24 protein-coding genes are annotated in these 22196 nt (G+C 67.7%); 7 read left to right on the forward strand and 17 right to left on the reverse strand.

What is annotated here, in order from left to right; translation table 11 throughout:
- Positions 1-68: 68 nt before the first annotated feature.
- The gene (locus tag ACFWP0_RS27095; RefSeq protein ID WP_377847494.1) at positions 69-671 is read right to left on the reverse strand and encodes a LysE/ArgO family amino acid transporter; all 603 of its coding nucleotides are present in this window, start codon (positions 669-671) and stop codon (positions 69-71) included.
- 118 nt (positions 672-789) lie between these two features.
- Complete coding sequence (locus tag ACFWP0_RS27100; protein ID WP_377847495.1) at positions 790-1695, reverse strand: LysR family transcriptional regulator; 906 nt, start codon at positions 1693-1695, stop codon at positions 790-792.
- 119 nt (positions 1696-1814) lie between these two features.
- On the opposite strand from ACFWP0_RS27100, the gene ACFWP0_RS27105 reads away from it, so the two are divergent.
- From ACFWP0_RS27105 to ACFWP0_RS27115, 3 genes are all read left to right on the forward strand, one after another.
- On the forward strand, positions 1815-2771 hold the full coding sequence (locus ACFWP0_RS27105; RefSeq protein WP_377847497.1) for a hydroxymethylglutaryl-CoA lyase: 957 nt from the start codon (positions 1815-1817) through the stop codon (positions 2769-2771).
- 33 nt (positions 2772-2804) lie between these two features.
- Positions 2805-4028 carry a CaiB/BaiF CoA transferase family protein gene (locus tag ACFWP0_RS27110; RefSeq protein WP_377847499.1) on the forward strand — a complete coding sequence of 408 codons (1224 nt, stop codon included), beginning with the start codon at positions 2805-2807 and terminating at the stop codon, positions 4026-4028.
- Between the two features lie 88 nt (positions 4029-4116).
- The gene (locus ACFWP0_RS27115) at positions 4117-5103 is read left to right on the forward strand and encodes a Bug family tripartite tricarboxylate transporter substrate binding protein (protein WP_377847501.1); all 987 of its coding nucleotides are present in this window, start codon (positions 4117-4119) and stop codon (positions 5101-5103) included.
- A gap of 15 nt (positions 5104-5118) precedes the next feature.
- Here the strand turns inward: ACFWP0_RS27115 and ACFWP0_RS27120 are convergent, their stop codons facing one another.
- Positions 5119-5343 (reverse strand): YdcH family protein, encoded by a 225-nt coding sequence (locus ACFWP0_RS27120; RefSeq protein ID WP_377847502.1) that lies wholly within the window; start codon positions 5341-5343, stop codon positions 5119-5121.
- Positions 5344-5598: 255 nt separating this feature from the next.
- Between ACFWP0_RS27120 and ACFWP0_RS27125 the strand changes: the two genes are divergently transcribed.
- Positions 5599-6747 carry a sterol desaturase family protein gene (locus ACFWP0_RS27125; RefSeq protein WP_377847505.1) on the forward strand — a complete coding sequence of 383 codons (1149 nt, stop codon included), beginning with the start codon at positions 5599-5601 and terminating at the stop codon, positions 6745-6747.
- Positions 6748-6787: 40 nt separating this feature from the next.
- Here ACFWP0_RS27125 and ACFWP0_RS27130 read toward each other — a convergent pair whose 3' ends face one another.
- The 5 genes from ACFWP0_RS27130 to ACFWP0_RS27150 all read right to left on the reverse strand — a co-directional run bounded on the left by ACFWP0_RS27130 (position 6788) and on the right by ACFWP0_RS27150 (position 10625).
- Positions 6788-7513, reverse strand: coding sequence for an anti-sigma factor domain-containing protein (locus ACFWP0_RS27130; RefSeq protein ID WP_377847507.1), 726 nt, complete (start codon positions 7511-7513; stop codon positions 6788-6790).
- Positions 7510-8079 (reverse strand): sigma-70 family RNA polymerase sigma factor, encoded by a 570-nt coding sequence (locus ACFWP0_RS27135; RefSeq protein ID WP_377847509.1) that lies wholly within the window; start codon positions 8077-8079, stop codon positions 7510-7512. The genes ACFWP0_RS27130 and ACFWP0_RS27135 overlap by 4 nt, the downstream gene beginning before the upstream one ends.
- Positions 8080-8202: 123 nt before the next feature.
- The gene (locus tag ACFWP0_RS27140; RefSeq protein WP_377847510.1) at positions 8203-8757 is read right to left on the reverse strand and encodes a DUF3455 domain-containing protein; all 555 of its coding nucleotides are present in this window, start codon (positions 8755-8757) and stop codon (positions 8203-8205) included.
- A gap of 139 nt (positions 8758-8896) precedes the next feature.
- Positions 8897-9523, reverse strand: a complete 627-nt coding sequence (ycaC, locus tag ACFWP0_RS27145) for an isochorismate family cysteine hydrolase YcaC (protein ID WP_377847512.1) — start codon at positions 9521-9523, stop codon at positions 8897-8899.
- 145 nt (positions 9524-9668) lie between these two features.
- Positions 9669-10625, reverse strand: a complete 957-nt coding sequence (locus tag ACFWP0_RS27150) for a LysR substrate-binding domain-containing protein (RefSeq protein ID WP_377847514.1) — start codon at positions 10623-10625, stop codon at positions 9669-9671.
- A gap of 132 nt (positions 10626-10757) precedes the next feature.
- On the opposite strand from ACFWP0_RS27150, the gene ACFWP0_RS27155 reads away from it, so the two are divergent.
- Positions 10758-11573 carry a 2-keto-4-pentenoate hydratase gene (locus ACFWP0_RS27155; protein ID WP_377847516.1) on the forward strand — a complete coding sequence of 272 codons (816 nt, stop codon included), beginning with the start codon at positions 10758-10760 and terminating at the stop codon, positions 11571-11573.
- A 45-nt stretch (positions 11574-11618) separates the two neighbouring features.
- Here ACFWP0_RS27155 and ACFWP0_RS27160 read toward each other — a convergent pair whose 3' ends face one another.
- The 9 genes from ACFWP0_RS27160 to ACFWP0_RS27200 form a co-directional block, all read right to left on the reverse strand.
- Positions 11619-12707 carry a LacI family DNA-binding transcriptional regulator gene (locus ACFWP0_RS27160; RefSeq protein WP_377847518.1) on the reverse strand — a complete coding sequence of 363 codons (1089 nt, stop codon included), beginning with the start codon at positions 12705-12707 and terminating at the stop codon, positions 11619-11621.
- A gap of 26 nt (positions 12708-12733) precedes the next feature.
- On the reverse strand, positions 12734-13768 hold the full coding sequence (locus ACFWP0_RS27165; RefSeq protein ID WP_377847520.1) for a succinylglutamate desuccinylase/aspartoacylase family protein: 1035 nt from the start codon (positions 13766-13768) through the stop codon (positions 12734-12736).
- Between the two features lie 75 nt (positions 13769-13843).
- Positions 13844-14191 (reverse strand): RidA family protein, encoded by a 348-nt coding sequence (locus ACFWP0_RS27170; RefSeq protein ID WP_377847522.1) that lies wholly within the window; start codon positions 14189-14191, stop codon positions 13844-13846.
- 35 nt (positions 14192-14226) lie between these two features.
- On the reverse strand, positions 14227-15012 hold the full coding sequence (locus tag ACFWP0_RS27175) for a transporter substrate-binding domain-containing protein (RefSeq protein ID WP_377847524.1): 786 nt from the start codon (positions 15010-15012) through the stop codon (positions 14227-14229).
- Between the two features lie 24 nt (positions 15013-15036).
- Positions 15037-15777, reverse strand: a complete 741-nt coding sequence (locus tag ACFWP0_RS27180) for an amino acid ABC transporter ATP-binding protein (RefSeq protein WP_377847526.1) — start codon at positions 15775-15777, stop codon at positions 15037-15039.
- The gene (locus ACFWP0_RS27185) at positions 15764-16414 is read right to left on the reverse strand and encodes an amino acid ABC transporter permease (RefSeq protein ID WP_377847528.1); all 651 of its coding nucleotides are present in this window, start codon (positions 16412-16414) and stop codon (positions 15764-15766) included. The genes ACFWP0_RS27180 and ACFWP0_RS27185 overlap by 14 nt, the downstream gene beginning before the upstream one ends.
- An 11-nt stretch (positions 16415-16425) precedes the next feature.
- On the reverse strand, positions 16426-17094 hold the full coding sequence (locus ACFWP0_RS27190) for an amino acid ABC transporter permease (protein WP_377847529.1): 669 nt from the start codon (positions 17092-17094) through the stop codon (positions 16426-16428).
- A gap of 3 nt (positions 17095-17097) precedes the next feature.
- On the reverse strand, positions 17098-18399 hold the full coding sequence (locus ACFWP0_RS27195; RefSeq protein ID WP_377847531.1) for an alanine racemase: 1302 nt from the start codon (positions 18397-18399) through the stop codon (positions 17098-17100).
- Between the two features lie 118 nt (positions 18400-18517).
- A complete protein-coding gene (locus ACFWP0_RS27200) occupies positions 18518-19480 on the reverse strand; it encodes an AraC family transcriptional regulator N-terminal domain-containing protein (RefSeq protein ID WP_377847533.1) in 963 nt (320 codons plus the stop codon).
- 319 nt (positions 19481-19799) lie between these two features.
- Here ACFWP0_RS27200 and ACFWP0_RS27205 point away from each other — a divergent pair, with 319 nt between their 5' ends.
- Together ACFWP0_RS27205 and ACFWP0_RS27210 are read left to right on the forward strand one after the other, a co-directional pair.
- Positions 19800-20846, forward strand: coding sequence for an aldo/keto reductase (locus tag ACFWP0_RS27205; RefSeq protein ID WP_377847535.1), 1047 nt, complete (start codon positions 19800-19802; stop codon positions 20844-20846).
- An 88-nt stretch (positions 20847-20934) separates the two neighbouring features.
- Entirely contained in the window at positions 20935-22164 is a 1230-nt protein-coding gene (locus ACFWP0_RS27210) for an SMI1/KNR4 family protein (RefSeq protein WP_377847537.1), read from the forward strand.
- The last annotated feature ends 32 nt before the right edge of the window (positions 22165-22196 follow it).

A 22196-nucleotide genomic window follows, 5' to 3' on the forward strand; every position in this document is an offset into this window, starting at 1 on the left:
TCGAGGAGTGGTAGGGCAGCGTAGCAGCGGGCAGTGCGCCTGGCCGTCCTCCTGAGGGATGAGGGGCCTTACATCACGAGTTTCAGGCCAACCGCAAGCATGAACGCGCCCACGCAGGCATCCAGCGCCCGCCATGCCCTGGCGCTGGCAAACACAGGCCGCAGCAGCCGCGCGCCATAACCCAGCGTGAAGAAGAAAGCGAACGAGGCGGTGATCGCTCCCGATGCAAAGGCCGCCTTGCGCCCTTCATACTGGCTGGAGATCGAGCCCAGCAGCACGACGGTGTCCAGGTAGACGTGCGGATTCAGCCAGGTGAGGGCGAGGCAGGTCGCCAGCGCGGCGTAGCGTCCCTGGGCCTGTCGGGTGGAGGGCGCGAGGTGGCCGTGATGCTTGCGCAGCGCCGAATGCAGGCTGCGCGCGGCGTAGACGAACAGGAAGAGCGCGCCCCCATAGCGCATGGCGGGCTCCAGCCAGGGCAGGGCATCGACGGCAATGCCGAAGCCGGCCACGCCCGCGGCGATGAGGAGCGCGTCGGACACCGCGCAGGTCAGGCAGACGGCAAAGACGTGTTCCTGGCGGAGTCCCTGGCGCAGGACGAATGCGTTCTGCGCGCCGATCGCAACGATCAGGCTCAGGCCGAGCAGGAATCCGGGAATGAAGGCTGTCGTCATGTCGCACCTGGTGGAGAGAGCGATAGACTAGCGCCGGCTGGTCGATTAGAAAAACTAAAGATGCTAATCGTTGTTTAGATAATCTGAATGCTCTCCGTCCACTGGGCATGACCCCGGGTCAGGGGGATCTTCCCGCAGTCTCCAGGTGCGCCAGCAGCAGGGCTGCGGCGGCGGGCAGTCCGCTTTCGTCCCGCATGCAGATGGCGAAGCGTCGCCGGCTCCATTCGTCTTTCAGGGGCAGCACGCGCAAGCCATGCGCCATGGCATAGGGGGTGGCGACCTCGATGGGCGCGACGCTGATGGCCAATCCAGCCAGCACCACGCGGAAGGCGGAGTCGAAGTTGCTGACCGTCACCCGGTGCCGCAGGACCTTGCCGCTTGCGCTGGCGGCGGTTTGCAGCATGCGCAGCACGGCGCCTGCCGCCGGCATGTTCACGTGCTCGTATTCCAGCGCCTCTTCGAACCAGACGGCTTCGCGGCGGGCCAGCGGGTGCCCCGGCGCGGTCACCACGGCCAGGCGGTCGCCGCGGTAGGCGCGGGTCGCCAATCCGTGGAAGTCGGCCGCGTCCCAGCAGATGCCCAGGCTGGCGATGCCTTCCTTGACGCCTCGCACGACCTCCTGGCTGACCCGCTCTTCCATGTCCACCCGGATATTGCGGTGCGGCGCGGCTTGCAGGAATGCCGCAATGTCTTCGGCCAGCGATTCCGCCAGCACCGAGGCCGTGGCCAGGATGCGCACCTGCCCCTTCACGCCGCTGGCGTAGGCGGACATGTCGCGTTCGATGCGCTCCGAACTGGCCAGGATGGCGCGCGCATGTTCCAGCAGCGTCTCGCCCGCCTCGGTGGGCTCGACGCCGCGGCGCTTGCGCGTCAACAGCTTGGCGCCCACGGTGTCTTCCAGCTGCGCCAGCCTTTTGCTGATGGCCGAGCCCACGATATTGGCGCGTTGCCCGGCGCGCGCGATGTTGCCGGTCTCGCAGACCGAGATGAAGAGCCGCAGCGTGGTGATGTCGAGGTCGCGCATGGGAGGGCATGCCTGTTCTAGAAGTTCCAATTGGGAATATTAAACGTTCCAAAATAGCGCTTGTTAGGGAATTGAGAATATCTAAACTGGTCATTCCCTATCCCATCCGCCGCCCCGTTATGCCCGCCGCCATTTCTTCCTGCCGCCCCGCCAGCGCCACCGTCCGTGAAGTGGGCTTGCGCGATGGCCTGCAAAGCCTGTCCGTGGTGCTGCCCACGCAGCGCAAGTTCGATTGGATCGACGCCGCCTACGCGGCCGGGCAGCGCGAGATCGAGGTCGGCTCGTTCGTGCCGGCCCGGCTGTTGCCGCAGTTGGCCGATACCGATGAACTGGTTGCCTACGCCAGGCGCCTGCCCGGCTTGTCCGTATCGGTGCTGGTGCCCAACCTGAAGGGCGCGCAACGGGCGCTGGCCAGCGGCGCGGACCTGATGCTGGTGCCGCTGTCGGCCAGCCATGCGCACAGCCTGGCCAATCTGCGCAAGACGCCGCAAGAGGTGGTGGCGATGGTGGGCGAGATCCGCGCGGCGCGCGATGCGGCGGGGTCGGCCATGCAGATCGAGGGCGGGGTGGGCACGGCGTTTGGCTGCACCCTGCAAGGCGAGGTGCCGCCGGACGAGGTGCTGCGCCTGATGCAGGCCCTGCTGGATGCCGGCGCGGATCGCGTGAGCCTGGCCGATACCGTGGGCTACGCCGACCCGGCGTCGGTGCGCCGCCTGTTCGAGCAGGCGCGGCGCATCGCGGGCGACCGTCTGTGCTGCGCGCATTTCCACGACACGCGCGGACTGGGCCTGGCCAATGTGCTGGCCGCCCTGGAGACCGGCGTGTCGCGATTCGACGCCTGCCTGGCCGGCATCGGCGGCTGTCCGCAAGCGCCCGGCGCCAGCGGCAATGTCAGCACCGAAGACCTGGTGTTCATGCTGGAAAGCATGGGCATCGACACGGGGGTGGACATGGAAAAGCTGCTGGCGCTGCGCGAGTTGGCCGGCCGCTGGCTGCCCGGCCAGCCCTTGCATGGCGCGCTGTGGCGCGCCGGCCTGCCCAAGACCTTCCGCGCGCGTGCCGGCGCGGCCGCCTGAATCCGCGCCACAGAATTCATCCCGAGCCCCGCCATGCAGAACACGACACCCGCCGCCGTTTCCCCGCCTTCGCGCGCCTTGCCGCTAGCCGGCCTGCGCGTGGTCGAATTCACCCACATGGTCATGGGCCCCACCTGCGGGATGGTGCTGGCCGACCTGGGCGCCGAGGTCATCAAGGTGGAGCCCGTGCAGGGCGACCGCACCCGCCACCTGCTGGGGGTGGGCGCGGGCTTTTTCCCCATGTTCAACCGCAACAAGAAGAGCATCGCGCTGGACATCCAGAGCGCGGCGGGCGCCGAGGCGGCGCGCAAGCTGGCCGCCAGCGCCGATGTGGTGGCGGAGAATTTCCGGCCGGGGACCATGGCCAAGTACGGCCTGGACTACGCGTCCTTGTCGAGGGACAACCCGCGCCTGATCTACGTCAGCCACAAGGGCTTTCTGCCGGGCCCCTATGCCCAGCGCACGGCGCTGGACGAGGTGGTGCAGATGATGGGCGGGCTGGCGTACATGACCGGCCGTCCGGGCGATCCGGTGCGCGCCGGCACCAGCGTGAACGACATCATGGGCGGCATGTTCGGCGCCATCGGGGCGATGGCGGCGCTGATCCAGCGCGGCATTACCGGACGCGGCCAGGAGGTGCAGTCCGCGCTGTTCGAGAACAATGTGTTCCTGGTCGGCCAGCACATGCTGCAGTATGCGATCACCGGCCAGCCTTCCGCACCCATGCCGGACCGCGTGTCGGCCTGGGCGTTGTACGACGTTTTCACGGTCAAGGACGGTGAACAGATCTTCCTGGCGGCGGTGAGCGATTCGCAATGGGCGACCTTCTGCGACGCCTTCGGCTTTGACGACCTGAAGCGGGATCCGGCGATGGCCACCAACAATGACCGCGTGCGCCTGCGGCCCACCTTGCTGGCCGACCTGCGCCGGCGCCTGGCTCCTTACGGCGCGGCCGAACTCGCCGCCGTGTTCGAGCGGATCGGCCTGCCGTTCGCGCCTATCGTCAAGCCGGAGGAGCTGTATGACGATCCCCATCTGCTTGCCACCGGCGGCCTGGCCGACATCCGCCTGCCGGACGGCGGGCGCGCGGGCCAGATGGCCGGCGCGGCGCTGTTTCCGCTGATGATGGACGGCCGGCGGCTGGGCGTGCGGCGGCATCCGCCGGTGCTGGGGGCGGACACGGCGGAATTGATGCGGGGCCTGGGCTACGACGCCGGACAGATCGCCGCATTGCGCGATCAGGGCGTCCTCGCCTGACGCCGCTGGGGCGGACAGCAAGTGTTGAAGTCGCTGTAGGGAAACGGCCGCGCAAGTCGGCCGATACAAGAACCATTAGGAGACAGACATGAGCAATCAACGCGGGGGCTGGAGCCGCCGGCAGGTACTGGGCGCCCTGGGCGCCACGATGCTGGGCGCGTCGGCCATGGCGCGGGCGCAGGGCGACCGGCCGGTGAAATTCATCTTGCCCGTGGGCGTGGGGTCCGGCGTGGACACCATTACGCGCGCGGCGGGACCGGCGCTGTCGGCGGCGCTGGGACATACGGTGGTGATCGAGAACCAGCCCGGCGCCGGCGGCATCGTCGGCACGTCGGCGCTGGTGCGGTCGGCGCCCGACGGCTATACGCTGAGCATGCTGTCCAACAACCATGTCATCTTTCCCAGCGTCTACAAGTCCTTGCCCTTCGATCCGCTGGCCGACATCACGCCGATCAGCATGGTGGGGATGACGCCATTCCTGCTGGTGGCCAACCCGCAGAAGATATCCGCGAACAACATCAAGGAGCTGACCGCGCTGTTAAAGAGCCAGCCGGGCCGCTACAACTATGCGTCCTCCGGCAACGGCACCATCCTGCACCTGGCCGCCGAAATGTATGTCCAGCAGGCAGGCGTGAAGGCCAGGCATATTCCGTACAAGGGGGTCGGGCCGATGATGGCGGACCTGATGGGCGGGCAGGTGGACTTTGGCGTGCTGTCCTTGCCTTCCGTGCTGCCGCAGGTCAAGAGCGGGGCGCTCAAGGCGCTGGGCGCCTGTGGCGCCGAGCGCATGGCCGCGCTGCCCGACCTGCCCACGTTGCGCGAGCAGGGTCTGGCGGACTATGAAATCGGCGGCTGGTTTGCGGCGGCCGGTCCGGCGAAGCTGCCCGCGGCCGACGTGCGCCGGATCTACGACGCGCTGGGGCGCGCGTTCAACTCGCCGGAGGTGAAGCAGGCCATGGCGACGCAGAACAACAGGATCGTCCTGATGCCGCCCGAGCAGACGGTGGCGTACTTCCGTACGGAAATGGCGAAGTACGCGGCCGTCGTCAAAGGAGCGGGGCTGGAATTGATGTAGCCCGGCCGGGGGGCGTCAGCCGCCGTTCTGGTCGGCCGCGCGCAGCAAGCCATATAGCTTGTCCTTGAGCTGCAGCTTTTCTTTCTTGAGCACTTCGATATTGGTGCCCGAGGACGGCACGATGCCGTCTTCCATGTTCTTGATTTCCTGGTCCAGGTCGTTGTGCCGCTGGAACAGGGCCGAGAAATGCGCATTCTCGGACTTCAACTGCGTGATGAGTTGGCGATATTCAGGAAACATAGGGGCCTCTTTGGGGAACCGGGTTGACGGGACCGATAAAGCGCCATGCAGACGCTTCATCAGCGTCTGTTCCATGACACGCCAACGCCCGCGCCTTGTCAACCATGGAGGCCGGGCGCGAGGCGGGCGCCATTGACGGGGCGCAAGGCCAGGGTCCAGGACGAGCCATTCTGTCTCGCATACTCACGTTTCATTACAAGGCGTTCCGTCCCCGGCGATAAACTCCGCTTCCCCGTGGATAGCCTTACAAGTGAAATGAAACAACGCGCGCCCATCTATCGGCAGGTCTTCGAACTTTTCAGGCAGGACGGACGCATCCACCCGGGCACCGGGATGATGAGCGGCGTGATCGCGCTGTTCCTGGCCATCCTGGCGGTGCTGGGCGTGCTGGCCTTTCACTTTCCGGCCTATCTGACCACGCCGGAGCTGCGCGCGTTCTATTCCGTGGAAGCGATGCGCTCCCTGCTGTTCGGCGCGCTGCTGGTGTCCGGCACGATCGCGCTGGCCAACACCGTGCTGGGCCGCCAGCGCTGGCTGAACATCTCGGCCTTCGTGCTGGTCTGCTGCGCGGTGGCGGCGGGCGGCAGCCAGGTCGTGGTGACCGCCTCCAATACGGGCAACCATCCCTATCTGGGACTGGACTGGTTCATCCTGGACCTGCTGGCGTCCAGCACGGTCTTCATCATCTTCGAGAAGCTCACGCCGCTGTACCCGGGGCAGCCCGTGTTCCGCGGCGAGTGGCAGGTGGACATGAAGCACTTCCTGTTCAACCATCTGTCGGTGGGGGCGGTGCTGCTGTGCATCAACTTCTTCATCCATCGCCTGTTTTCCTGGGCGGCCTACGAGCCGCTGCAGCAAGCCATCCAATCCATGCCGTATCTGCTGGAGCTGTTCGTGGCGGTGCTGGTGGCCGACCTGGCGCAGTACGCGGCGCACCGGATCTATCACGAGGTGCCGTTCATGTGGCGCTTTCACGCCGTGCACCACAGCACACGCACGCTGGACTGGCTTGCCGGATCGCGCCTGCACATCGTCGAATTGCTGATCACCCGGGTGGCGGTGCTGGGCGTGCTGTTCGTGCTGGGCTTTTCCAAGTCGGTGCTGGACGCCTACATCATCATCGTGGGGTTCCAGGCGGTGTTGATCCATTCCAACGTGAAGCTGCCCTGGGGCTGGCTGCGCTACATCATCGTGACGCCGGACTTCCATCACTGGCATCACTCGTCGGATACCGAGGCGATCGACAGGAACTACGCGGCGCATTTCTCGTTCATCGACTACCTCTTCGGCACCGCCGTGCGCGGCGTGGGCAACCGCCTGCCGGAGAACTACGGCATCCTGGACAACGACATGCCCGGGACCTTCCTGGCGCAGCAGGCGTATCCCTTCGCCCGCAAGCCCTGAGTTCTTCCCTGGTCCGGGCAGGCCTGCCCGGACCCTTTTCCTACAGCATCTTCACCGCGCGTCCGATGAACTGAATCGGGCCGGTCGGCTTGCCGATGGGCGAGCCGGTCTTGGGTTCCAAGGTCAGTTCGAAGAGCTGGTTGGGTTCCAGCGGCGGCAGCTTGTCCAGCGGAATGCGGACGGCCACGCCTGGCTTGACCAGGCCCAGCGACACGGGGCCGGCCCAGCCGTCGGCCTTGGTCCAGAATTCCAGCGCGCGGTCCGGCGGCACTTCCGTCGCCGCGAGCGGCGCCAGCTGCACGGTCGATTGGCCTGCGTGAGCCTGGACGACCCAGCCCGGGGCCTGCGACTGCGGCGCCACCAGCACCACGACATATTGCGCCGCCCCGGTAACCGGGGGCGGGCGCAGCGCCAGCGCGCTGCCCAGGATGAGCACCGCGGCCATGCCGCCGGCGGCAAGGCTGCGCCAGAAGAACAGGCTTTCCCAGATGCCGCCCGCGCGGCGCGCGGCGGGGCGTTGCGCCGCGGCGGCGGCGTCCAGCGTGCCGGCGATGCGCGGCCACAGGCGGGAGGAAGGCTCGACCGGGGGCGACAGGCTGGCCAGCGGCAGCAGCCGTTCTTCCCAGCGCGCGACCGCGGCCTGCAAAGCGGCGTCGTGCGCCAGGCGCGCCTGCACGTCGCGGCGCTGTGCGGCGGTCAACGTGCCCAACACGTATTCGCCCGCGAGTTCGTCCAGGCCGTCAGGGGAGTCGAGGGGGGCGCTCATGCCAGGCACTCCTTGAGCGCCTGCAGGCTGCGCTTGATCCAGGCCTTGACGGTGCCCAGCGGCGCGCCCAGGCGCTGCGCGATCTCGCTGTGCGACAGGCCCTCTACGTAGGCATGCAGCACGCAATTGCGGCGCACGGGCTCCAGCTGTTCCAGGCAGGGGCCGATCCGGCCGGCGCTGGCGCGCCAGTCGAAGGCGTCGCGGGTGTCGCGCCAGGCTTCCATGGAATCCCGGATGTCCAGCGCGGCGGCCGCGTCGTCGTCGACGCCGGTTTCGCGCGAGGTATCGCGTAGCGCGTTCAGCGCGAGGTTGCGGGTAATGCTGTAGATCCAGCCGCGCGCGGACCCGCGCGACGCGTCGAAGCTGCCGGCGTGGTTCCAGATCCTGACGAAAGCGTCATGCACGATGTCCTCTGCCCAGGCGCGATCGCGCAGGAGCCGCTGGGCCACGCCCAACAGGCGCGGGCCCTCCTGGCGATAAATGGCTTCCAGCGCCGGCCGGCGGCCAGCGGCGCACTCCATGAGGGCTGCTTCGTAATCGAAATCCGGGATAAGGCGGTTCGGCATGCGAGCGCGGGAGCGGGAGGTTGGCCGCCGCGCAGGCTGGGCATGCGCGGCGGCTGATCGCGCCATCTTACCGGACTCCGGCTGCAGGCCTGGGCCCGCCGATGCAACCGGCGGGCGCGGGCTTCAGGCGGCCTTCCAGAAGATGTAGTCGGCCTGATAGGGAACCTGGCTCTTCTGGCCCAGCGTGCATGGCGTTTTCGGCGCCACGCCGCCCTTGAGCGCGACGCGCTGGATGTAGGTGACGCCGGTCAGCGCGCCGGCTCCCACGGCCGGATTGGCCTTCACCAGCTGGTAGGGCAGGTTGCCCTCGCCCGACGGGGCCACCGCCACCTGCGTGCCGGTCAGCCTGGATCCGTCCATGGCTTCCCAGGTCGCCGGCGGGCCGTAGTAGGTGCCCACCTGCTTGCCCTTGCGGTCGTTGAGCACGGCTTTGGGACCGGCGAAGACCCATTCCGTCTGGGATTTCATGTCGGCCTTGGCGCGGCATTCATAGGTGATTTCTCCCACGCCCACGGTTTCCCAGGCGACCCGGTTGCCCGCGGGCGCCTGGACGCTGGCGGGCAGGCTGGCCTGGGAGTAGGCCATGGACTTGGAACCCATCGTGCCGCAAGCGGCGAGGAGCGACACGGCGAACAGGCCGGCAACGGTGGGAATGCGATTCGAGCGTTGGGTATTCATGAGCGGTCTCCGGCGGCGTGAAATGTCCGTAGGCGGCGCGCAACATGCGCGCCGGTACAGGTACTACACGCGGGAGACCGATATGGATGCAGGCCGGACGCAGATATTTCGTCCGGCCCGCGAAGGGCCGCCGGCAGGCTTACTTGGAGGCCTTGACGGTCGAGTACGCCGCCATCAGGTTGCGGTAGTCGGGGATGTGGTTGGCGAACAGCGTGCCCAGGCCTTCCACGTCATTGCGCCAGTCGCGGTGCAGTTCGCACGCCACGCCGAACCACGACATCAGCTGCGCGCCGGCCTGCTCCATGCGGCTCCAGGCAGCGTTGCGGGTGACTTCGTTGAAGGTGCCCGAGGCATCCGTGACGACGAACACGTCAAAACCTTCTTCCAGGGCCGACAGGGCCGGGAAGGCGACGCACACTTCGGTGACCACGCCGGCGATGATCAACTGTTTCTTGCCGGTGGCCTTGACGGCTTTGACGAAGTCTTCGTTGTCCCAGGCGTTGATGTTCCCGGGGCGGGCAATGTAGGGGGCCTTGGGGAATTTGTCCTTCAGCTCCTGGACGAGCGGGCCGTTGGGGCCGTCCTCGAAGCTGGTGGTCAGGATGGTGGGCAGCTTGAAGTATTCGGCAAGGTCGGCCAGGGCCAGCACATTGTTCTTGAACTGGTCGGGCTGGAAGTCGCGCACCAGGGACAACAGGCCTGCCTGGTGATCCACCAGCAGAACGGCGGCTTGGGTCTTGTCGAGCTTTACGTAGGGCTTGGTCATGGCTTGTTCCTTGGTTGGGTCGGTCTGTCGCGCCGGGTAGCGCGGTGCTGAGAAGAACGCTGAGTGCGTAGACAGAATCCTAAATTCAAGCCGATTGGTTCGCTAGACCAGTAAAACGATCTTCAGCGTCCTATGTATCGGACAATCAATGCGGGAGCTTCAAGGCAGGGATGCCGTGGCGCAGCTGCGTATCGGCTTCGCGCCGCGCGTTTTCACGATACTCCGCGCTCATGAAATCCAGAAGCTCCCGAACGCCGGGCAAGAGCCCCCGGCGCGAGGGAAACACGGCATGCACGCTGCCCGGTTCCGGCTGCCAGGGCGCGCCCACCGCCACCAGCTTGCCGGCGTCCAGTTCCTCGCGGATCATCAGCAAGGGCAGGGCGACCACGCCCACGCCCCGCAGCGCCGCCTGCTTCAAGGCCAGCATGTCGTCGGTCACCAGCCTGGGCGTGAAGGGCACGATCTCGCGGGCGTTGTCGGGCCCGTGCAGCCGCCACTGGCATTCGCGCTGTTCCGTGCCCAGGGCCAGCGTGGGCTGCCGGCTGATCCGCTGCAGGTCGGCCGGGTCGGGCAGCGCGCGCGCCAGCGCCGGGCTGGCGACCAGGCTCTGGCAGCTCATGCCCAGGTGCTTCATGACCAGGTCGCTGCTTTCTATCGCGCCAAAGCGCACCCGCACCGCCAGGTCGAAGCCCTCGCGCAGGACGTCCACCGGGCGGCTGAAGCTTTTCAGGTAGACGTTCACCTTGGGGCATTTCTCCATGAAGCGCGCCACCACGTCGCCCAGGAAGTAGTAGATCAGCGCGGGCGGGGCGGCGATGCGGATCGTGCCCTGGGGCTCGGCGTGCGTGCGGTCGATGACCTCCTGCGCCGCTTCCGCGCCGGCCAGCATCGACAGGCACTGGTCGAAGTACTCCTGGCCCAGGTCGGTCACGGCGAACGTGCGGGTGGATCGCTGGATCAGGCGCACCCCCAGGCGCTCTTCGAGCAGGGCGATGCGCCGGCTGAGCCGGGACTTGGGGATATCCAGCGCCCGTCCGGCGGCGGCGAATCCGCCGTTCCTGACGACCTGGACGAAGTAATAAAGGTCATTCAAGTCGTGCATGCGTTTTTCCTCGTCGTTCTGGATTGGGCGGTCAGGGCGAGCATATTACGGCTGTGGCGCCGGAGCACGCTCGCCGCGGAGGCGCTTTTCCTTTTAAAGTCGGTTCAACGCAAAGCCAGAGGAATTCCCGCCATGTCATTCGACCCGCCGGCGCTTGCCCGCGAAATCAAGGCGGCGCAGGACGACGCCTTGTCCGTCGCGCCCATCACCGCAAGATACCCCCGCTTCAGCCTGGCCGCCGCCTATGACGTGGCGGCCAGGGTGCACGAGGCGCGCCTGGCGCAAGGGGCGGCGGCCGTCGGCCGCAAGATCGGATTCACCAATCCGGCCATGTGGGCCTCGCTGGGCGTGGACTTCCCCGTCTGGGGCCGGGTCTATGAGCACACCGCGACGCACAGCGACAGCGGCGAAGTCCGTTGCAGGCTGGACCGCTATGTCGAGCCGCGCATCGAACCGGAGATCGTGCTGCATTTCCACGCCGCGCCGCCGCAGACCCGGGACCTTGCAAGCATTCTGGCCTGCGTGGACTGGATCGCCCATGGCTTTGAGCTCGTGCAGTCGCACTATCCCGCCTGGCAGTTCCAGGCGGCCGACACCGTGGCGGACAACGCCTTGCACGGCGCGCTGTTCGTCGGCCCGCGCGAAGAGCCGGCAAGCCTGGGGCCGGACCTGATCGATCAGCTGGAACGGTTCCGGGTGGCGCTGTCCTGCAACGGCATCCGGCGCGAGACCGGGTGCGGCGCCAATGTGCTGGGCAATCCGCTGGCGGCGCTGGCGCATCTGCTGGCGGTGCTGGCCGACCGTCCGGCTGGCGAGGCGATCCAGGCGGGCGAACTGGTCACGACCGGCACGCTGACCAAGGCCTACCCCGTGCACGCGGGCGAGACTTGGAGCACCGCGTTGGAGGGAATCGGCCTGTCGGGGATGCGGATCGTGTTCGACGAATAGGCGCGCGCCAGGCTGTACGCCCTGAAGGCAGCCCGCGCACGGATCCTAGACGCTGGCGCGCGCGTTGAGCGTCAGTGGGAACACTTCCTGCCGCGATGCCGGCATTTCGCCGTTCAGGCGCTGAAGCAGCAACTGGCCGGCGCGCGCGCCCAGCTTACGGCTGTCGACGCCGATGGTGGTCAGCTTCGGGTCGATCTCGCTGGCGATGTCGGTATCGCCGAACCCGAGGATGGCGATGTCCCGGGGAATGGCGAGCCGGCGGTCGCGCGCCTCGAACAATGCGCCCACGGCCAGCAGGTCGTTGGCGCAGAATACGGCGTCGAACGCCTGGCCCAGGGCGAGCAGGCGGGCAAGCGCGGCGCGCCCGTCGGCGATGGTGTGCGCATTGTCCACGGCCAGCTCCGCCACCACCTGCACGCCGTATTGGGCCGCCGCGGCGTTGAAGCCCTGGCGGCGCAGTTCGCCGCGCCCGCCCTGGCGGGCCACGAAGGCGACGCGCCGGTAGCCTTTTTCGGCCAGATGGCGCGCGGCCATGAAGCCGCCGTCATAGTTGGAAAAGCCGACCAGCATGTCGATGGGGTCCCGCGGATAGGCCCAGGTCTCCATGATGGGGATGCCCAGCTCGCGCAGCGACTGCCGGTTTTCTTCCAGTTCGATGACGCCGGTGAACAGCACCGCGGCGGGGCGCAGGGCGCGCAGCGACGCAATCATGCTGGTTTCCTTGGCGTAGGAGTACGACGTCTGTCCCACCATGAGCTGATAGCCCTGCGGTTCGAGCACTTCGGCGCAGCCCTGCACGGCCAGCGCGAATTGCTGGCTGAGGATATTGGACACGAAGGCCGCCACCACGCTGGAATGCCCGGAGCGCAAGGCCCGCGCGTGCGGATTCGAGGCATAGCCTGTCTGGGCCACCGCCTGCAGAATGCGGTCGCGCTTTTCCTTGGCCACTTTCTCCGGCTGGCGCAAGGCCCGCGACACGGTGATGGGCGACACGCCCGCCAGCCGCGCCACTTCCTCGATGCGCGGCGGTCTGGCGGGAGCCTGCGGGCGCGCAGGCGCGGCGGCCCCTTCGGGCCGCACGCGCAGCACGTCGTCATAGGTAGGGAAGGAAGGGGGCGCGGGCCGGGTGGTCATGCGTTTTTCTTTAGAGTGTTCCGGGATCAGGCTGCAGGCGTCAGGATATCAGCCAGACTGACCGGATGCGCGACCTGGATCAGGCTGTCGCCCGATTCGCAATCGGTATGCAGCCGCCGCGAAATGACGATGCCCGATACCCGGAAACGCAGGACTTCCTCCTCGGCGCCCAACTGGTTGAGGTCGTGGTAGCAGCCGGCGATATCGCCCGCGCGGACCTCGGCACCGATGTCGACGGCGGGTTCGAACCAGCCGCGGCGCGTGGCGAAGATGTTCTGCTCGTGGCTGTTCAGCGCCAGCAGCTGCATGCCGGCCGCGGCCGGCGCATGCGGGCCGAGCACGGGTGCATCCGTCACGCCCAGTTTTTGCAGCAGGCTGTCGATGGCGCGCTGCGTGGCGGCCAGCGTTGCCGGGGTCAGCGTGCCGCCGCCGCCGAACTCCCCGCTGATGCCGATCGCGCCCGCGCGCGCCGCGGCCGCCATGGACGTGGGCGCATCGCGGCCATTGGTGGCGACAAAGGCGTGGCCCATGCCCATCGACCCCATCAGGTCCAGCGCGCGCGCCATACGCTCGGGCGAATCCTGCCGCTCGATCAGGGCGGTGGGCAGATGCGCCATGGAGGTGCCGCCGGAATGGATGTCGAACACGACGTCATGGCGCGGGAAGAGTTCGTGCTCCAGGAAGTGCGCGAGCCGTTCGGTGGGCGTGCCGCCGGGCAGTCCGGGGAATGCCCGGTTGAGATTGCCGTTGTCCAGCGGCGAGCGCCTGCGGGCCGCCATCACGGCGGGCAGGTTGGCCAGCGGCAGGATGGTGACTTCGCCGCGCATGCGCGACGGGTCCAGCCGGCGGATCAGCCGGCTCAGCGCGATCTCGCCTTCGTATTCGTCGCCGTGGTTGCCGGCCATGAGCAGCACGCGCGGGCCATGGCCGTTGCGGATGCGGCAGACGGGCGTCTTGATCTGGTAGTAAGGCGAGCGGTCCACAGAATAGGGGGTGCCCAGGAAGCTGAGCGCCTTGCCGTCGGCGTCAAAATCAATCTCGTGAAACAGGCCGGTATGCATGTAGGGAAGCTGCGGCGCCGCGGGTAGCGGCGCGAAAGTGGATCGGAGTGTCGGAGCGCCGGCGCGGGCCGCGCCCTAGCGCAAGGCGGCGACGGCGGTCATCTCGACCCGCAGGTCGGGGTCGGCCAGCCGGGCCTCGACGCAGGCGCGGGCAGGAGGATTGGCCGGGTCGATCCAGGCGTCGTAGACGCGGTTCATGGCGTCGAAGTCGCCAATGGCGGGCAGGAACACATCCACGGCAAGCAAGTGCGACTTGTCGCTGCCGGCTTGCGCCAGCAGCGCTTCGATCTTGGCCAGCACTTCGCGGGTTTGCGATTCCAGCGAACCCTGGCGGTTGTCGGCGACCTGGCCGGCGATGAACACGAAGCCGTTGTAGGACACGGCCTGGCTCATGCGCGAGCCGGATTTGAAGCGTTTGATCATGAGAGTCCTAGAGTGTGGGGGCGTGCAGGCCCGGATTACATCTGCGGCAGCGTCTGGGCTTCCTTGAACCATTTTTCCTGCAGGGCGGGCAGCTTGCCGTTCAGGCGATTGGCGAAAAGAAAGGTGTTGATCCAGTTCAGCAGGTTCTGCTGCCCTTGCTGCACGGCGGCGTGGGCCGGCGACTGGCGGATCAGGAACGCGAGATGGGGCGCCTTGGCAGGATTGTCCTCGGCGACCTTGAGCGCGATGGCGCTGTTTTCCGCGAACGATTCCGACTGGCCCGCCAGGTAGGCGGCCACGGCAGAAGGCGTGTCTTCAAAGCGCGCCAGCTTGGCGCCCGGCGCGTTGTCGGTGAGCCAGATGTCCAGCGTCGAGCCCTTGGCGACCGCGATGCTGCGGCCCTTCAGCTCGTCCACGGTCTTGGCTTGCGGCAGGCCTGCTCCGCCGTACACGCCCAGGTTCACGGCGGCGTAGGGCTGCGAGAACATCACCTGCTGTGCGCGTTCGGGCGTGGCGCCGGCGGCTGCGATCAGCACGTCGACCTTGCCCGCGAGCAGGCTGGGAATGCGGCTGGCGCCGGTGACCTGCACCAGCTCCAGCTTGACGCCCATGTCGGCGGCCATCAGCTTGGCCATGTCGATGTCCAGGCCGGCGGCTTCGCCCTTGGCGTCCTTGAAGCCCCAGGGCGCGGCGTCCATCAGCACGCCTACGCGCAGCTTGCCGGCGCCCAGGACATCCTGCAGTTTGTCGGCGGCCGCGGCGGGGGCAGCCAGAGAGAGACAGAGGGCCGCCGCGGCGGCCAGCTTGGCGTACAGTTTCATGCGATGACTCCAGTGGCGGATGCCCTAGTGAGTGGAAGGCGAGGCCGTGCCGATGAACTGGCGCAGCTCGGGGGTTTGGGGATTGCTGAAGAGTTCGGCGGGCGGGCCCTGTTCCCACACGCGGCCCTGGTGCATGAAGACGACCTTGGACGCGACGTTGCGGGCGAACGCCATTTCATGCGTGACCAGCACCATCGTCATGCCCTGGCGCGCCATGTCTTCCATGACCTTCAGCACCTCGCCCACCAGCTCCGGGTCCAGCGCCGACGTGACCTCATCGAACAGCATCAGCTGCGGGGCCATGGCCAGGCAGCGGGCAATCGCCACGCGCTGTTGCTGGCCGCCCGAGAGCAGGGCGGGATAGGCGTCGATCTTCTCGGCCAGGCCGACCCGTCGCAGCACGTCCAGCGCCAGCGCGCGGCCCTGCGATTTGGGGATCTTGCCGTTGAGGGTGGGCGCCAGCGTGATGTTGCGCTCCACGTTCAGGTGCGGGAACAGATTGAATTGCTGGAACACGATGCCCACGCGCTGGCGGAACTGGCGCAGGCCGGGCATGCCGGCGTGGATGCGCTCGCCGCCGATGCGGATGTCGCCGTCGTCCACCGTCTCCAGCGCGTTCAGGCAGCGCAGCAGGGTGGACTTGCCCGAGCCGGAGCGGCCGATGATGGTGACGATCTCGCCTTCGTTCACTTCCAGCGAGACGCCGTTGAGCACCGCATTGGCCCCGAAGCGTTTGTGAATATTGGAGACTTCAACGAGCGCCATGGAAGCGGCCCTCCAGGTTACGCGCCCACATCGTGAGGGGCAGGCACGCCGCGAAGTACAGCAACGCGACGCAGGAATAGACCAGCAGGGGCTGGAATGTGGCGGCGCTGGCGATCTGCCCGGCGCGCGCCAGTTCGACGAATCCCACCACGGAAGCCAGCGAGGTGCCCTTGATGAGCTGCACCAGGAAGCCCACCGTGGGCGGCAGGGAAAGGCGCAGCGCCTGGGGCGCGATCACATGGCGGAACTGATGCCATTTGGACAGGCCCAGGCAGGCGGCGGCTTCCCATTGTTCGTGCTTCACCGCCTGGATTCCGCCGTACCAGATCTGGCCCAGGAAGGCCGCCGTGTAGATGATGAAGGCGACGCTGACGGCGGTCAGCGCGGGCACCTCGATGCCCAGGAATACCGGCATGCCGAAATAGAAGAACATCAGCAGGCCCAGCAGCGGCACGCCTTGAACCAGCTGCTGCAAGGCCGCGGCCAGCCACCGCAGCGGCGCCGCGCGGTGGCCGCGCAGGAGCGCCAGCGCGAGGCCCAGGGGCGCGCCGATGGCCAGCGCGATCAGCACCAGCGCCACCGTCCATTGCAGCGCGCTGACGAGCGACGCGAAATCGGTCAGGGAAAACGTACGCATGCTTGCGGCTCCTAGCGGCGCACGGGCCAGGTGAAGGCCAGGCTGCCGGCCAGCGCCAGCAGCGCCTTGGTGATCAGCACCAGCGTGAAATAGATGCCGCAGATGACCGCATAGACTTCAAAGCTGCGGTAGGTGCGGCTCTCGATGAAGCTGCCGGCGTGGAACAGGTCTTCGGCCGACACCTGCGAGGCCAGCGAGGTGCCCAGCAGCAGGATGACCAGCTGCGTTCCCAGGGCGGGATAGACATTGCGCAGGGCCGGGGCCAGCACGATGTGGCGATACACCTGCCAGGTGCTCAGGCCCAGGCAGTGGCCGGCTTCGATCTGGCTGCGCGGAATGGAGTCCAGGCCGGCCCGCAGGATCTCGATGGCGTAGGCGCCGAAATACAGGCTGAGCGCCAGCGCCGCCGCGACGAAAGGCGACATGCGCAGCCCCAGGCCCGGCAGGACGAAGAACACCACGAACAGCTGGATCAGCGACGGCGTGTTGCGGAACACCTCGACATACGCGCGCAGCGCCAGTTTGACCTGCCTGGGGCCATGGCGCGTGAGCAGGGCGCCGGCCAGCCCGATCGCCAGCCCGGCGATCACGGCGATGACGGTCAACTCCAGGGTGACCTGGATGCCGTCCCAAAGCTGTTCGCGATAGCGCCAGACCTGTTGGAAATTCAGCTGTTGCATGGCTTACCCGAAGAACGTGCGGTAGGCGGATTGCACGCGGCCCTCGGCGTCCAGGCCGAAGAAGACGCGCCAGCGGTCCAGACAGGTGCAGGGATGCGAAATGCCGAGCTCGATCACATCGCCGGGCGCCAGCGCGCTGTCCGGCGCGATGGCCAGGAAGGCGTGCTGGTCGTTCAGCCGCGTGACGCGCGCCTGGGGGTCCCAGCCGGAAAGGGGCGCGCCATCGCGAAAGGCCGCCAGCGGCACGGGCAGGTCCTGGTCATAGGACACGTCGCGCATGCCGAAGCCGCAGATGGCCAGCCCGGGTTCCGGGCGGGACAGCACTTCGCCCCACAGGCGCAAGGCGGGTTGGAAGCCGGTGGCGGCGCGGCGCGCCTGGCCGTCGACCGTAAAGCCTTCGCGGGCATCCATGGCCGTCAGCGCCCGCTGGTACGTGCCGTGGTCATGGAAGAAGATGGCGCCGCTGCGCAGCACCAGTTGCGCGTTGCCATCCTGCTCCAGCAAGGGTTTGGCGGCCTGGGTGACCTGGTCGAAGAAGGCGGAGCCGCCGGCTGTAAACACCAGCGGCGTGTCCGGCGCCAGGGCGCGCACCTGCCGCAACGCCTTTGCGGCCCGCTTCATCAGCGCGGCGATGTTCTTCGCGGTGGCCGCTGCGTCCGAGGTGGCGACGGCGCCTTCGTACGTGGCCACGCCGGCCAGCGCCAGCCTGCCCGGCTGCTCGCGGATGGCGTCCAGGATGGCGTCGACCGCCGCGTCGTCGCGGGCGCCGGCGCGGCCGCCGCCGACTTCCACCAGGACCTCCGCGGGGCGGCCGGCCTGTTCCGCCGCGGCCGCCAGCGAGCGCACCGTGTCCGGCGAATCCGCGAACATCAGCATGCGCGCATCGGGGTAGGCCGCAAGCAGCTTGCCCAGGCGGGCGCCGCTGGCCGCGCCGCCGATTTCGTTGCCCAGCATCAGGCGGCGCACGCCGGCGCGCAGCAGCACGGCGGCCTGCTGCAGGTTGGCGACCGTGGCGCCCCAGGCGCCGGCATCAAGCAGGCGCTGCACGATCTGCGGCGACATCGGGGTCTTGGCGTGCGGCGCGAGCGCCGCGCCGTGGCTGCGGGCGTACTGGAAGATCTGGTCGACGTTGTGGGCGAAGGCGGCTTCGTCCAGCGTCAGGACGGGCAGGGCCATGTTGCCGCTGCTGGGCTGCCATTGCCGGGCGGCCACGGCCCGCAGCGGGATCGGATCCTCGCCGGGAGGCACGCCCCGGTAGGTATCGTCCAGAGGGGTGTCGAGCAGGGTTTCCAGAAAAGGATTCATGCGGCCGCCGAGAAAGATTCAGGATTTTGACAACGTTGTCATTTGATGGTCGAAGTCTAATGGTAACGTTGTCAAAACAAGAATTAGGGCAATCCCCTAGCCGTTCGATCCCGGACTTTCAGGCGGTAGCCGCGACCGTCTCGTCCTTCCAGCGCTGCTTGTCGCGCAAGGGGGGAGATCCGAACAGCCGGCTGTACTCGCGGCTGAACTGCGACGAGCTTTCATAGCCGACGGCGTGCGCCGCCAGCGCCACGCCGGCGTCGTCGGTCAACATGAGCCGGCGCGCTTCCTGCAGGCGCAGGTGCTTCTGGTATTGCAGCGGGCTCATGGCCGTGGCCTGCTTGAAATGGTGGTGCAGCGAGGACACGCTCATGTGCACGTCGCGGGCGATTTCTTCCACGCGCAAGGGCTGGGCGTAGTTGTCCCGCAGGATGCGGATGGCCTTCGCCACGCGGTTGAGTTGGCTGTCCTGCAGCACTGTCTGGCGCAGGACGACGCCCTGGCCGTTCATCAGCAAGCGGTACAGGAGTTCGCGCTTGATCATCGGCGCGAGGATGGGGATGTCGCGCGGCGTATCCAGCAGCCGCAGCAGGCGCAGCACCACGTCCAGCAAGGTGCCGCCGAGGGGATTCACGCACAGGGCGCGCGACGCTTCGGCCGGCAGCAGCGGCGGCAGGTTCTCGTCGCTGATCAGTTCGGTGATCTCCTCCGCGTTCAGGTCCAGCCGCAGGCCCAGATAAGGCAAGGTGGGGCTGGCGACCGACACCTTGGCCACCACTGGCAGGTCCACCGAGGAGATCAGGTAGTGGAAGGGGTCATACTCGTAGCTCTCGTCGCCGACGAATACGCGCTTGGATCCCTGCGCAATGACCGCCAACGCGGCTTTCTGCAAGCCCGGCTTGGCGCCCGTGGGCTGCGACAGGCGGTGCAGGAACAGGCCTTCGACGGGCGTGTCCAGGGAACCTTCGAGGGTTCCGGTCATGCGCTCCAGCGTGCACAGCAGCTCGCGCCGCGCGGACTCGCAGGCGGCGTCCTGGAGGGCGCTGAGGAGGTCGCCGGGATGGGCTGTTGTCGGTGGCATGGGGACTCCCCTGGAATGCGCCGCCCCGCGCGCGAGCCGGCGGAGCAACAGAGAATTAGGTGCCTGCCAGTGTATGCCCGGCCGGCGCCGCCGTCTCCAGCGAAAAGCCAGGGTATGGAGGAATGGGCAAAAGATTCGGAGGATTGAGCGGGTTGGGGAAAAGTCTCCGGCAGGCCGGAGAATCAGGCAAAAAAAGGGCAGGATCAAGCAGCGCGAGCGGCGGCCCCCGGACGCATACTGTGCCCACACCGGCAGGCAGCGGCAGCGGCGTCCCATCCCGGGGCCAGCGCGCCTGCCGAGCCTCGGAAGGAGTGCAATCATGCGGTACAAGAAATTCGGAAGCACGGGCTTGTTCGTCTCGGAACTGTGCCTGGGCACCATGACCTTCGGCGGCGAAGGCGAGCTCTGGAGCAAGATAGGCAATTTGCAGCAGGAAGACGCCAACCGGCTGGTCGGGCGGGCGCTGGACGCCGGCGTGAACTTCATCGATACGGCGGATGTGTATTCCGAGGGCCGCTCGGAAATCATCACAGGACAGGCCCTGCGCGACCTGAAGGTAGCGCGCGACGATGTGGTCATCGCGACCAAGGTGTTCGGGCAGACCGGCGCCGGCGTGAATGCCCGCGGCAACTCGCGCTTTCACATCATGGACGGCATCAAGAAAAGCCTGTCGCGCCTGCAGCTGGACCATATCGATCTCTACCAGATCCACGGTTTCGACCCGGCGACGCCCGTGGAGGAAACGGTGCGGGCGCTGGACACCCTGGTGCAGCACGGCCATGTCCGCTACGTGGGCGTATCCAACTGGGCGGCCTGGCAGATCATGAAGGCGCTGGGCATTGCCGAACGTCTGGGGCTGGCGCGCTTTGAGTCGCTGCAGGCCTACTACACGATCGCGGGCCGCGACCTGGAGCGCGAACTCGTGCCCATGCTGCAAAGCGAGGGCGTCGGGCTGATGGTGTGGAGCCCGCTGGCGGGCGGCCTGCTCAGCGGCAAGTATGGCCGCGACGGCCAGGCCGAGGCCGGCAGCCGCCGCGCCGCGTTCGACTTCCCGCCCGTGGACCAGGACCGCGCCTACGACAGCATCGACGCCTTGAAGCGGGTGGCCGACGCGCGCGGCGTGTCGGTGGCGCAGGTGGCGCTGGCCTGGCTGCTGCATCAGCAGGTGGTGACCAGCGTGATCATCGGCGCCAAGCGCGTGGACCAGCTTGACGACAACCTGGCCGCCACCGGCATCAGGCTGACCGGGGACGAGCTGGCGGAGCTGGACAAGGTCAGCGCGCTGCCGCCGGAGTATCCGGGCTGGATGCATGTGCGCCAGGGCGAGTTCCGGCGCAAGCAGCTGAGCGAATCGGGCGCGGCGTAACTGCGGCCGCGTTCAGGGGGGACTGGCGGCCGGGTTTCGTTGAAGGCCGCTAGTAGAATCGCCGTAGTCCCATCCTTGAAGATTCGACATGAGCGACGTTTTTTCTCCCGGCGAGCTGGACGCCTTGCGCGAGCACGGCATTGCGGTGTTCGCGGACCGCGTGCTGATCGGTGTGCAGCCTCCCTTGTCCGATGCGCGCATCGCGCAGATCGAAGCCGCATGCGAGGGGCCTTTGCCGCAGACCTTGCTGGACCTGTGGCGCCTGACCTCGGGCGGAGAACTGGCGTACGACTTGCGCGCGCGGATGGACGGCAACGAAGAGGCCCTGAGCTGGGCTGAGCTGTTCTACGATGGCAGCGATCACTATCGCGACCTGCAAGGCTGGATCGAACACGAGCAGGAGTGCGCCGAAGAGGCCGCTTCCGAGGGCGGCGAAACCTGGAACGGCAAGCTTCGCTACCTGCCGATTGGCGGCTTTGAATACTGCGACCGCATCTATCTGGCGATGGAGCCCGGCCCCCGCGCGGGCATCGTCGTCGCATGGAAGCAAGGCATGCCGGGCTGGACGCACGCCTTGCAGCAGGACGGCATCGCAACCATCGCTGCGGACCTGCACAGCGCGTTTGCCGCGCTGTGCCTGGAGACGGACCCGGAGACGGACGAGGACAGCCCCGGCGTGCGCGTGCTGGAATACCTGGACGAGCGCGTCTCGGATCACGCCATGCCGCAAGCGCTGGCGGACAAGCTGACCGCGTTCTACCGGCGCGCCCTGGCGGACTGGCGCGGCCCCTTGGCGGCGGGGACGCTGGCCGATACGCCGCGGCTTGCCAGCCTGGCCTTGCAGCATGCGCTGGCCCACGATGATGCCGCGCTGGTGCGGCAGTTGGCGGCGCAAGGCGTGCGCCTTGACCTTGCGCTGCGCGGCAGCGCGCAGCCGGTGGACGTCGCCCTGATGCAGCACGCCTACGCCGCGGCCAGGGCCTTGCTGGACGCAGGCTCGCCGGTCAGCCCCACGGCGATCCACCATCTCGATCGCAAACCTTCTCCGGAACTGGTGGCGCGGCTGCTGGAGCACGGCGCCGTTGCCGACGCATTGGGCGTGGCGCGCTGCGTCGCTTGCGGTTCGCCCGAAGCCGCGCGCCTGGTGGCGCAAGCGGGTGGCGAGGGCGTCGCCGCCGCGTACGCCGAAGCCCGGGATTCGATGGCAAGTCGCTACGAGGAAGACCTGCGGCGCGTGCGCGCGGGCAAGCTGGGCCACTACCTTGGCGCGGACGGACTGGCCGAGCGCGTCGCCAACCTGCGGGAGTTTTCCGTATGAAACGCCATGCTCAGGGCCCGCGCCGACTAGAA

It is taken from the genome of Achromobacter sp. NPDC058515 (assembly GCF_042721735.1).
GTDB lineage: Bacteria > Pseudomonadota > Gammaproteobacteria > Burkholderiales > Burkholderiaceae_B > Achromobacter.

Excerpts from the sequence above, each read along its gene's own strand:
- ACFWP0_RS27175 (WP_377847524.1), bottom strand. The coding sequence starts at position 15,012 with ATGAAACTGTACGCCAAGCTGGCCGCCGCGGCGGCCCTCTGTCTCTCT.
- ACFWP0_RS27150 (WP_377847514.1), bottom strand. The coding sequence starts at position 10,625 with ATGCACGACTTGAATGACCTTTATTACTTCGTCCAGGTCGTCAGGAAC.
- ACFWP0_RS27140 (WP_377847510.1), bottom strand. The coding sequence starts at position 8,757 with ATGAATACCCAACGCTCGAATCGCATTCCCACCGTTGCCGGCCTGTTC.
- ACFWP0_RS27120 (WP_377847502.1), bottom strand. The coding sequence starts at position 5,343 with ATGTTTCCTGAATATCGCCAACTCATCACGCAGTTGAAGTCCGAGAAT.
- ACFWP0_RS27115 (WP_377847501.1), top strand. The coding sequence starts at position 4,117 with ATGAGCAATCAACGCGGGGGCTGGAGCCGCCGGCAGGTACTGGGCGCC.
- ACFWP0_RS27170 (WP_377847522.1), bottom strand. The coding sequence starts at position 14,191 with ATGATCAAACGCTTCAAATCCGGCTCGCGCATGAGCCAGGCCGTGTCC.
- ACFWP0_RS27155 (WP_377847516.1), top strand. The coding sequence starts at position 10,758 with ATGTCATTCGACCCGCCGGCGCTTGCCCGCGAAATCAAGGCGGCGCAG.
- ACFWP0_RS27210 (WP_377847537.1), top strand. The coding sequence starts at position 20,935 with ATGAGCGACGTTTTTTCTCCCGGCGAGCTGGACGCCTTGCGCGAGCAC.
- ACFWP0_RS27160 (WP_377847518.1), bottom strand. The coding sequence starts at position 12,707 with ATGACCACCCGGCCCGCGCCCCCTTCCTTCCCTACCTATGACGACGTG.
- ACFWP0_RS27180 (WP_377847526.1), bottom strand. The coding sequence starts at position 15,777 with ATGGCGCTCGTTGAAGTCTCCAATATTCACAAACGCTTCGGGGCCAAT.
- ACFWP0_RS27100 (WP_377847495.1), bottom strand. The coding sequence starts at position 1,695 with ATGCGCGACCTCGACATCACCACGCTGCGGCTCTTCATCTCGGTCTGC.
- ACFWP0_RS27205 (WP_377847535.1), top strand. The coding sequence starts at position 19,800 with ATGCGGTACAAGAAATTCGGAAGCACGGGCTTGTTCGTCTCGGAACTG.
- ACFWP0_RS27105 (WP_377847497.1), top strand. The coding sequence starts at position 1,815 with ATGCCCGCCGCCATTTCTTCCTGCCGCCCCGCCAGCGCCACCGTCCGT.
- ACFWP0_RS27165 (WP_377847520.1), bottom strand. The coding sequence starts at position 13,768 with ATGCATACCGGCCTGTTTCACGAGATTGATTTTGACGCCGACGGCAAG.
- ACFWP0_RS27185 (WP_377847528.1), bottom strand. The coding sequence starts at position 16,414 with ATGCGTACGTTTTCCCTGACCGATTTCGCGTCGCTCGTCAGCGCGCTG.
- ACFWP0_RS27130 (WP_377847507.1), bottom strand. The coding sequence starts at position 7,513 with ATGAGCGCCCCCCTCGACTCCCCTGACGGCCTGGACGAACTCGCGGGC.
- ACFWP0_RS27110 (WP_377847499.1), top strand. The coding sequence starts at position 2,805 with ATGCAGAACACGACACCCGCCGCCGTTTCCCCGCCTTCGCGCGCCTTG.
- ACFWP0_RS27200 (WP_377847533.1), bottom strand. The coding sequence starts at position 19,480 with ATGCCACCGACAACAGCCCATCCCGGCGACCTCCTCAGCGCCCTCCAG.
- ycaC (WP_377847512.1), bottom strand. The coding sequence starts at position 9,523 with ATGACCAAGCCCTACGTAAAGCTCGACAAGACCCAAGCCGCCGTTCTG.
- ACFWP0_RS27125 (WP_377847505.1), top strand. The coding sequence starts at position 5,599 with ATGAAACAACGCGCGCCCATCTATCGGCAGGTCTTCGAACTTTTCAGG.
- ACFWP0_RS27195 (WP_377847531.1), bottom strand. The coding sequence starts at position 18,399 with ATGAATCCTTTTCTGGAAACCCTGCTCGACACCCCTCTGGACGATACC.
- ACFWP0_RS27190 (WP_377847529.1), bottom strand. The coding sequence starts at position 17,094 with ATGCAACAGCTGAATTTCCAACAGGTCTGGCGCTATCGCGAACAGCTT.
- ACFWP0_RS27095 (WP_377847494.1), bottom strand. The coding sequence starts at position 671 with ATGACGACAGCCTTCATTCCCGGATTCCTGCTCGGCCTGAGCCTGATC.
- ACFWP0_RS27135 (WP_377847509.1), bottom strand. The coding sequence starts at position 8,079 with ATGCCGAACCGCCTTATCCCGGATTTCGATTACGAAGCAGCCCTCATG.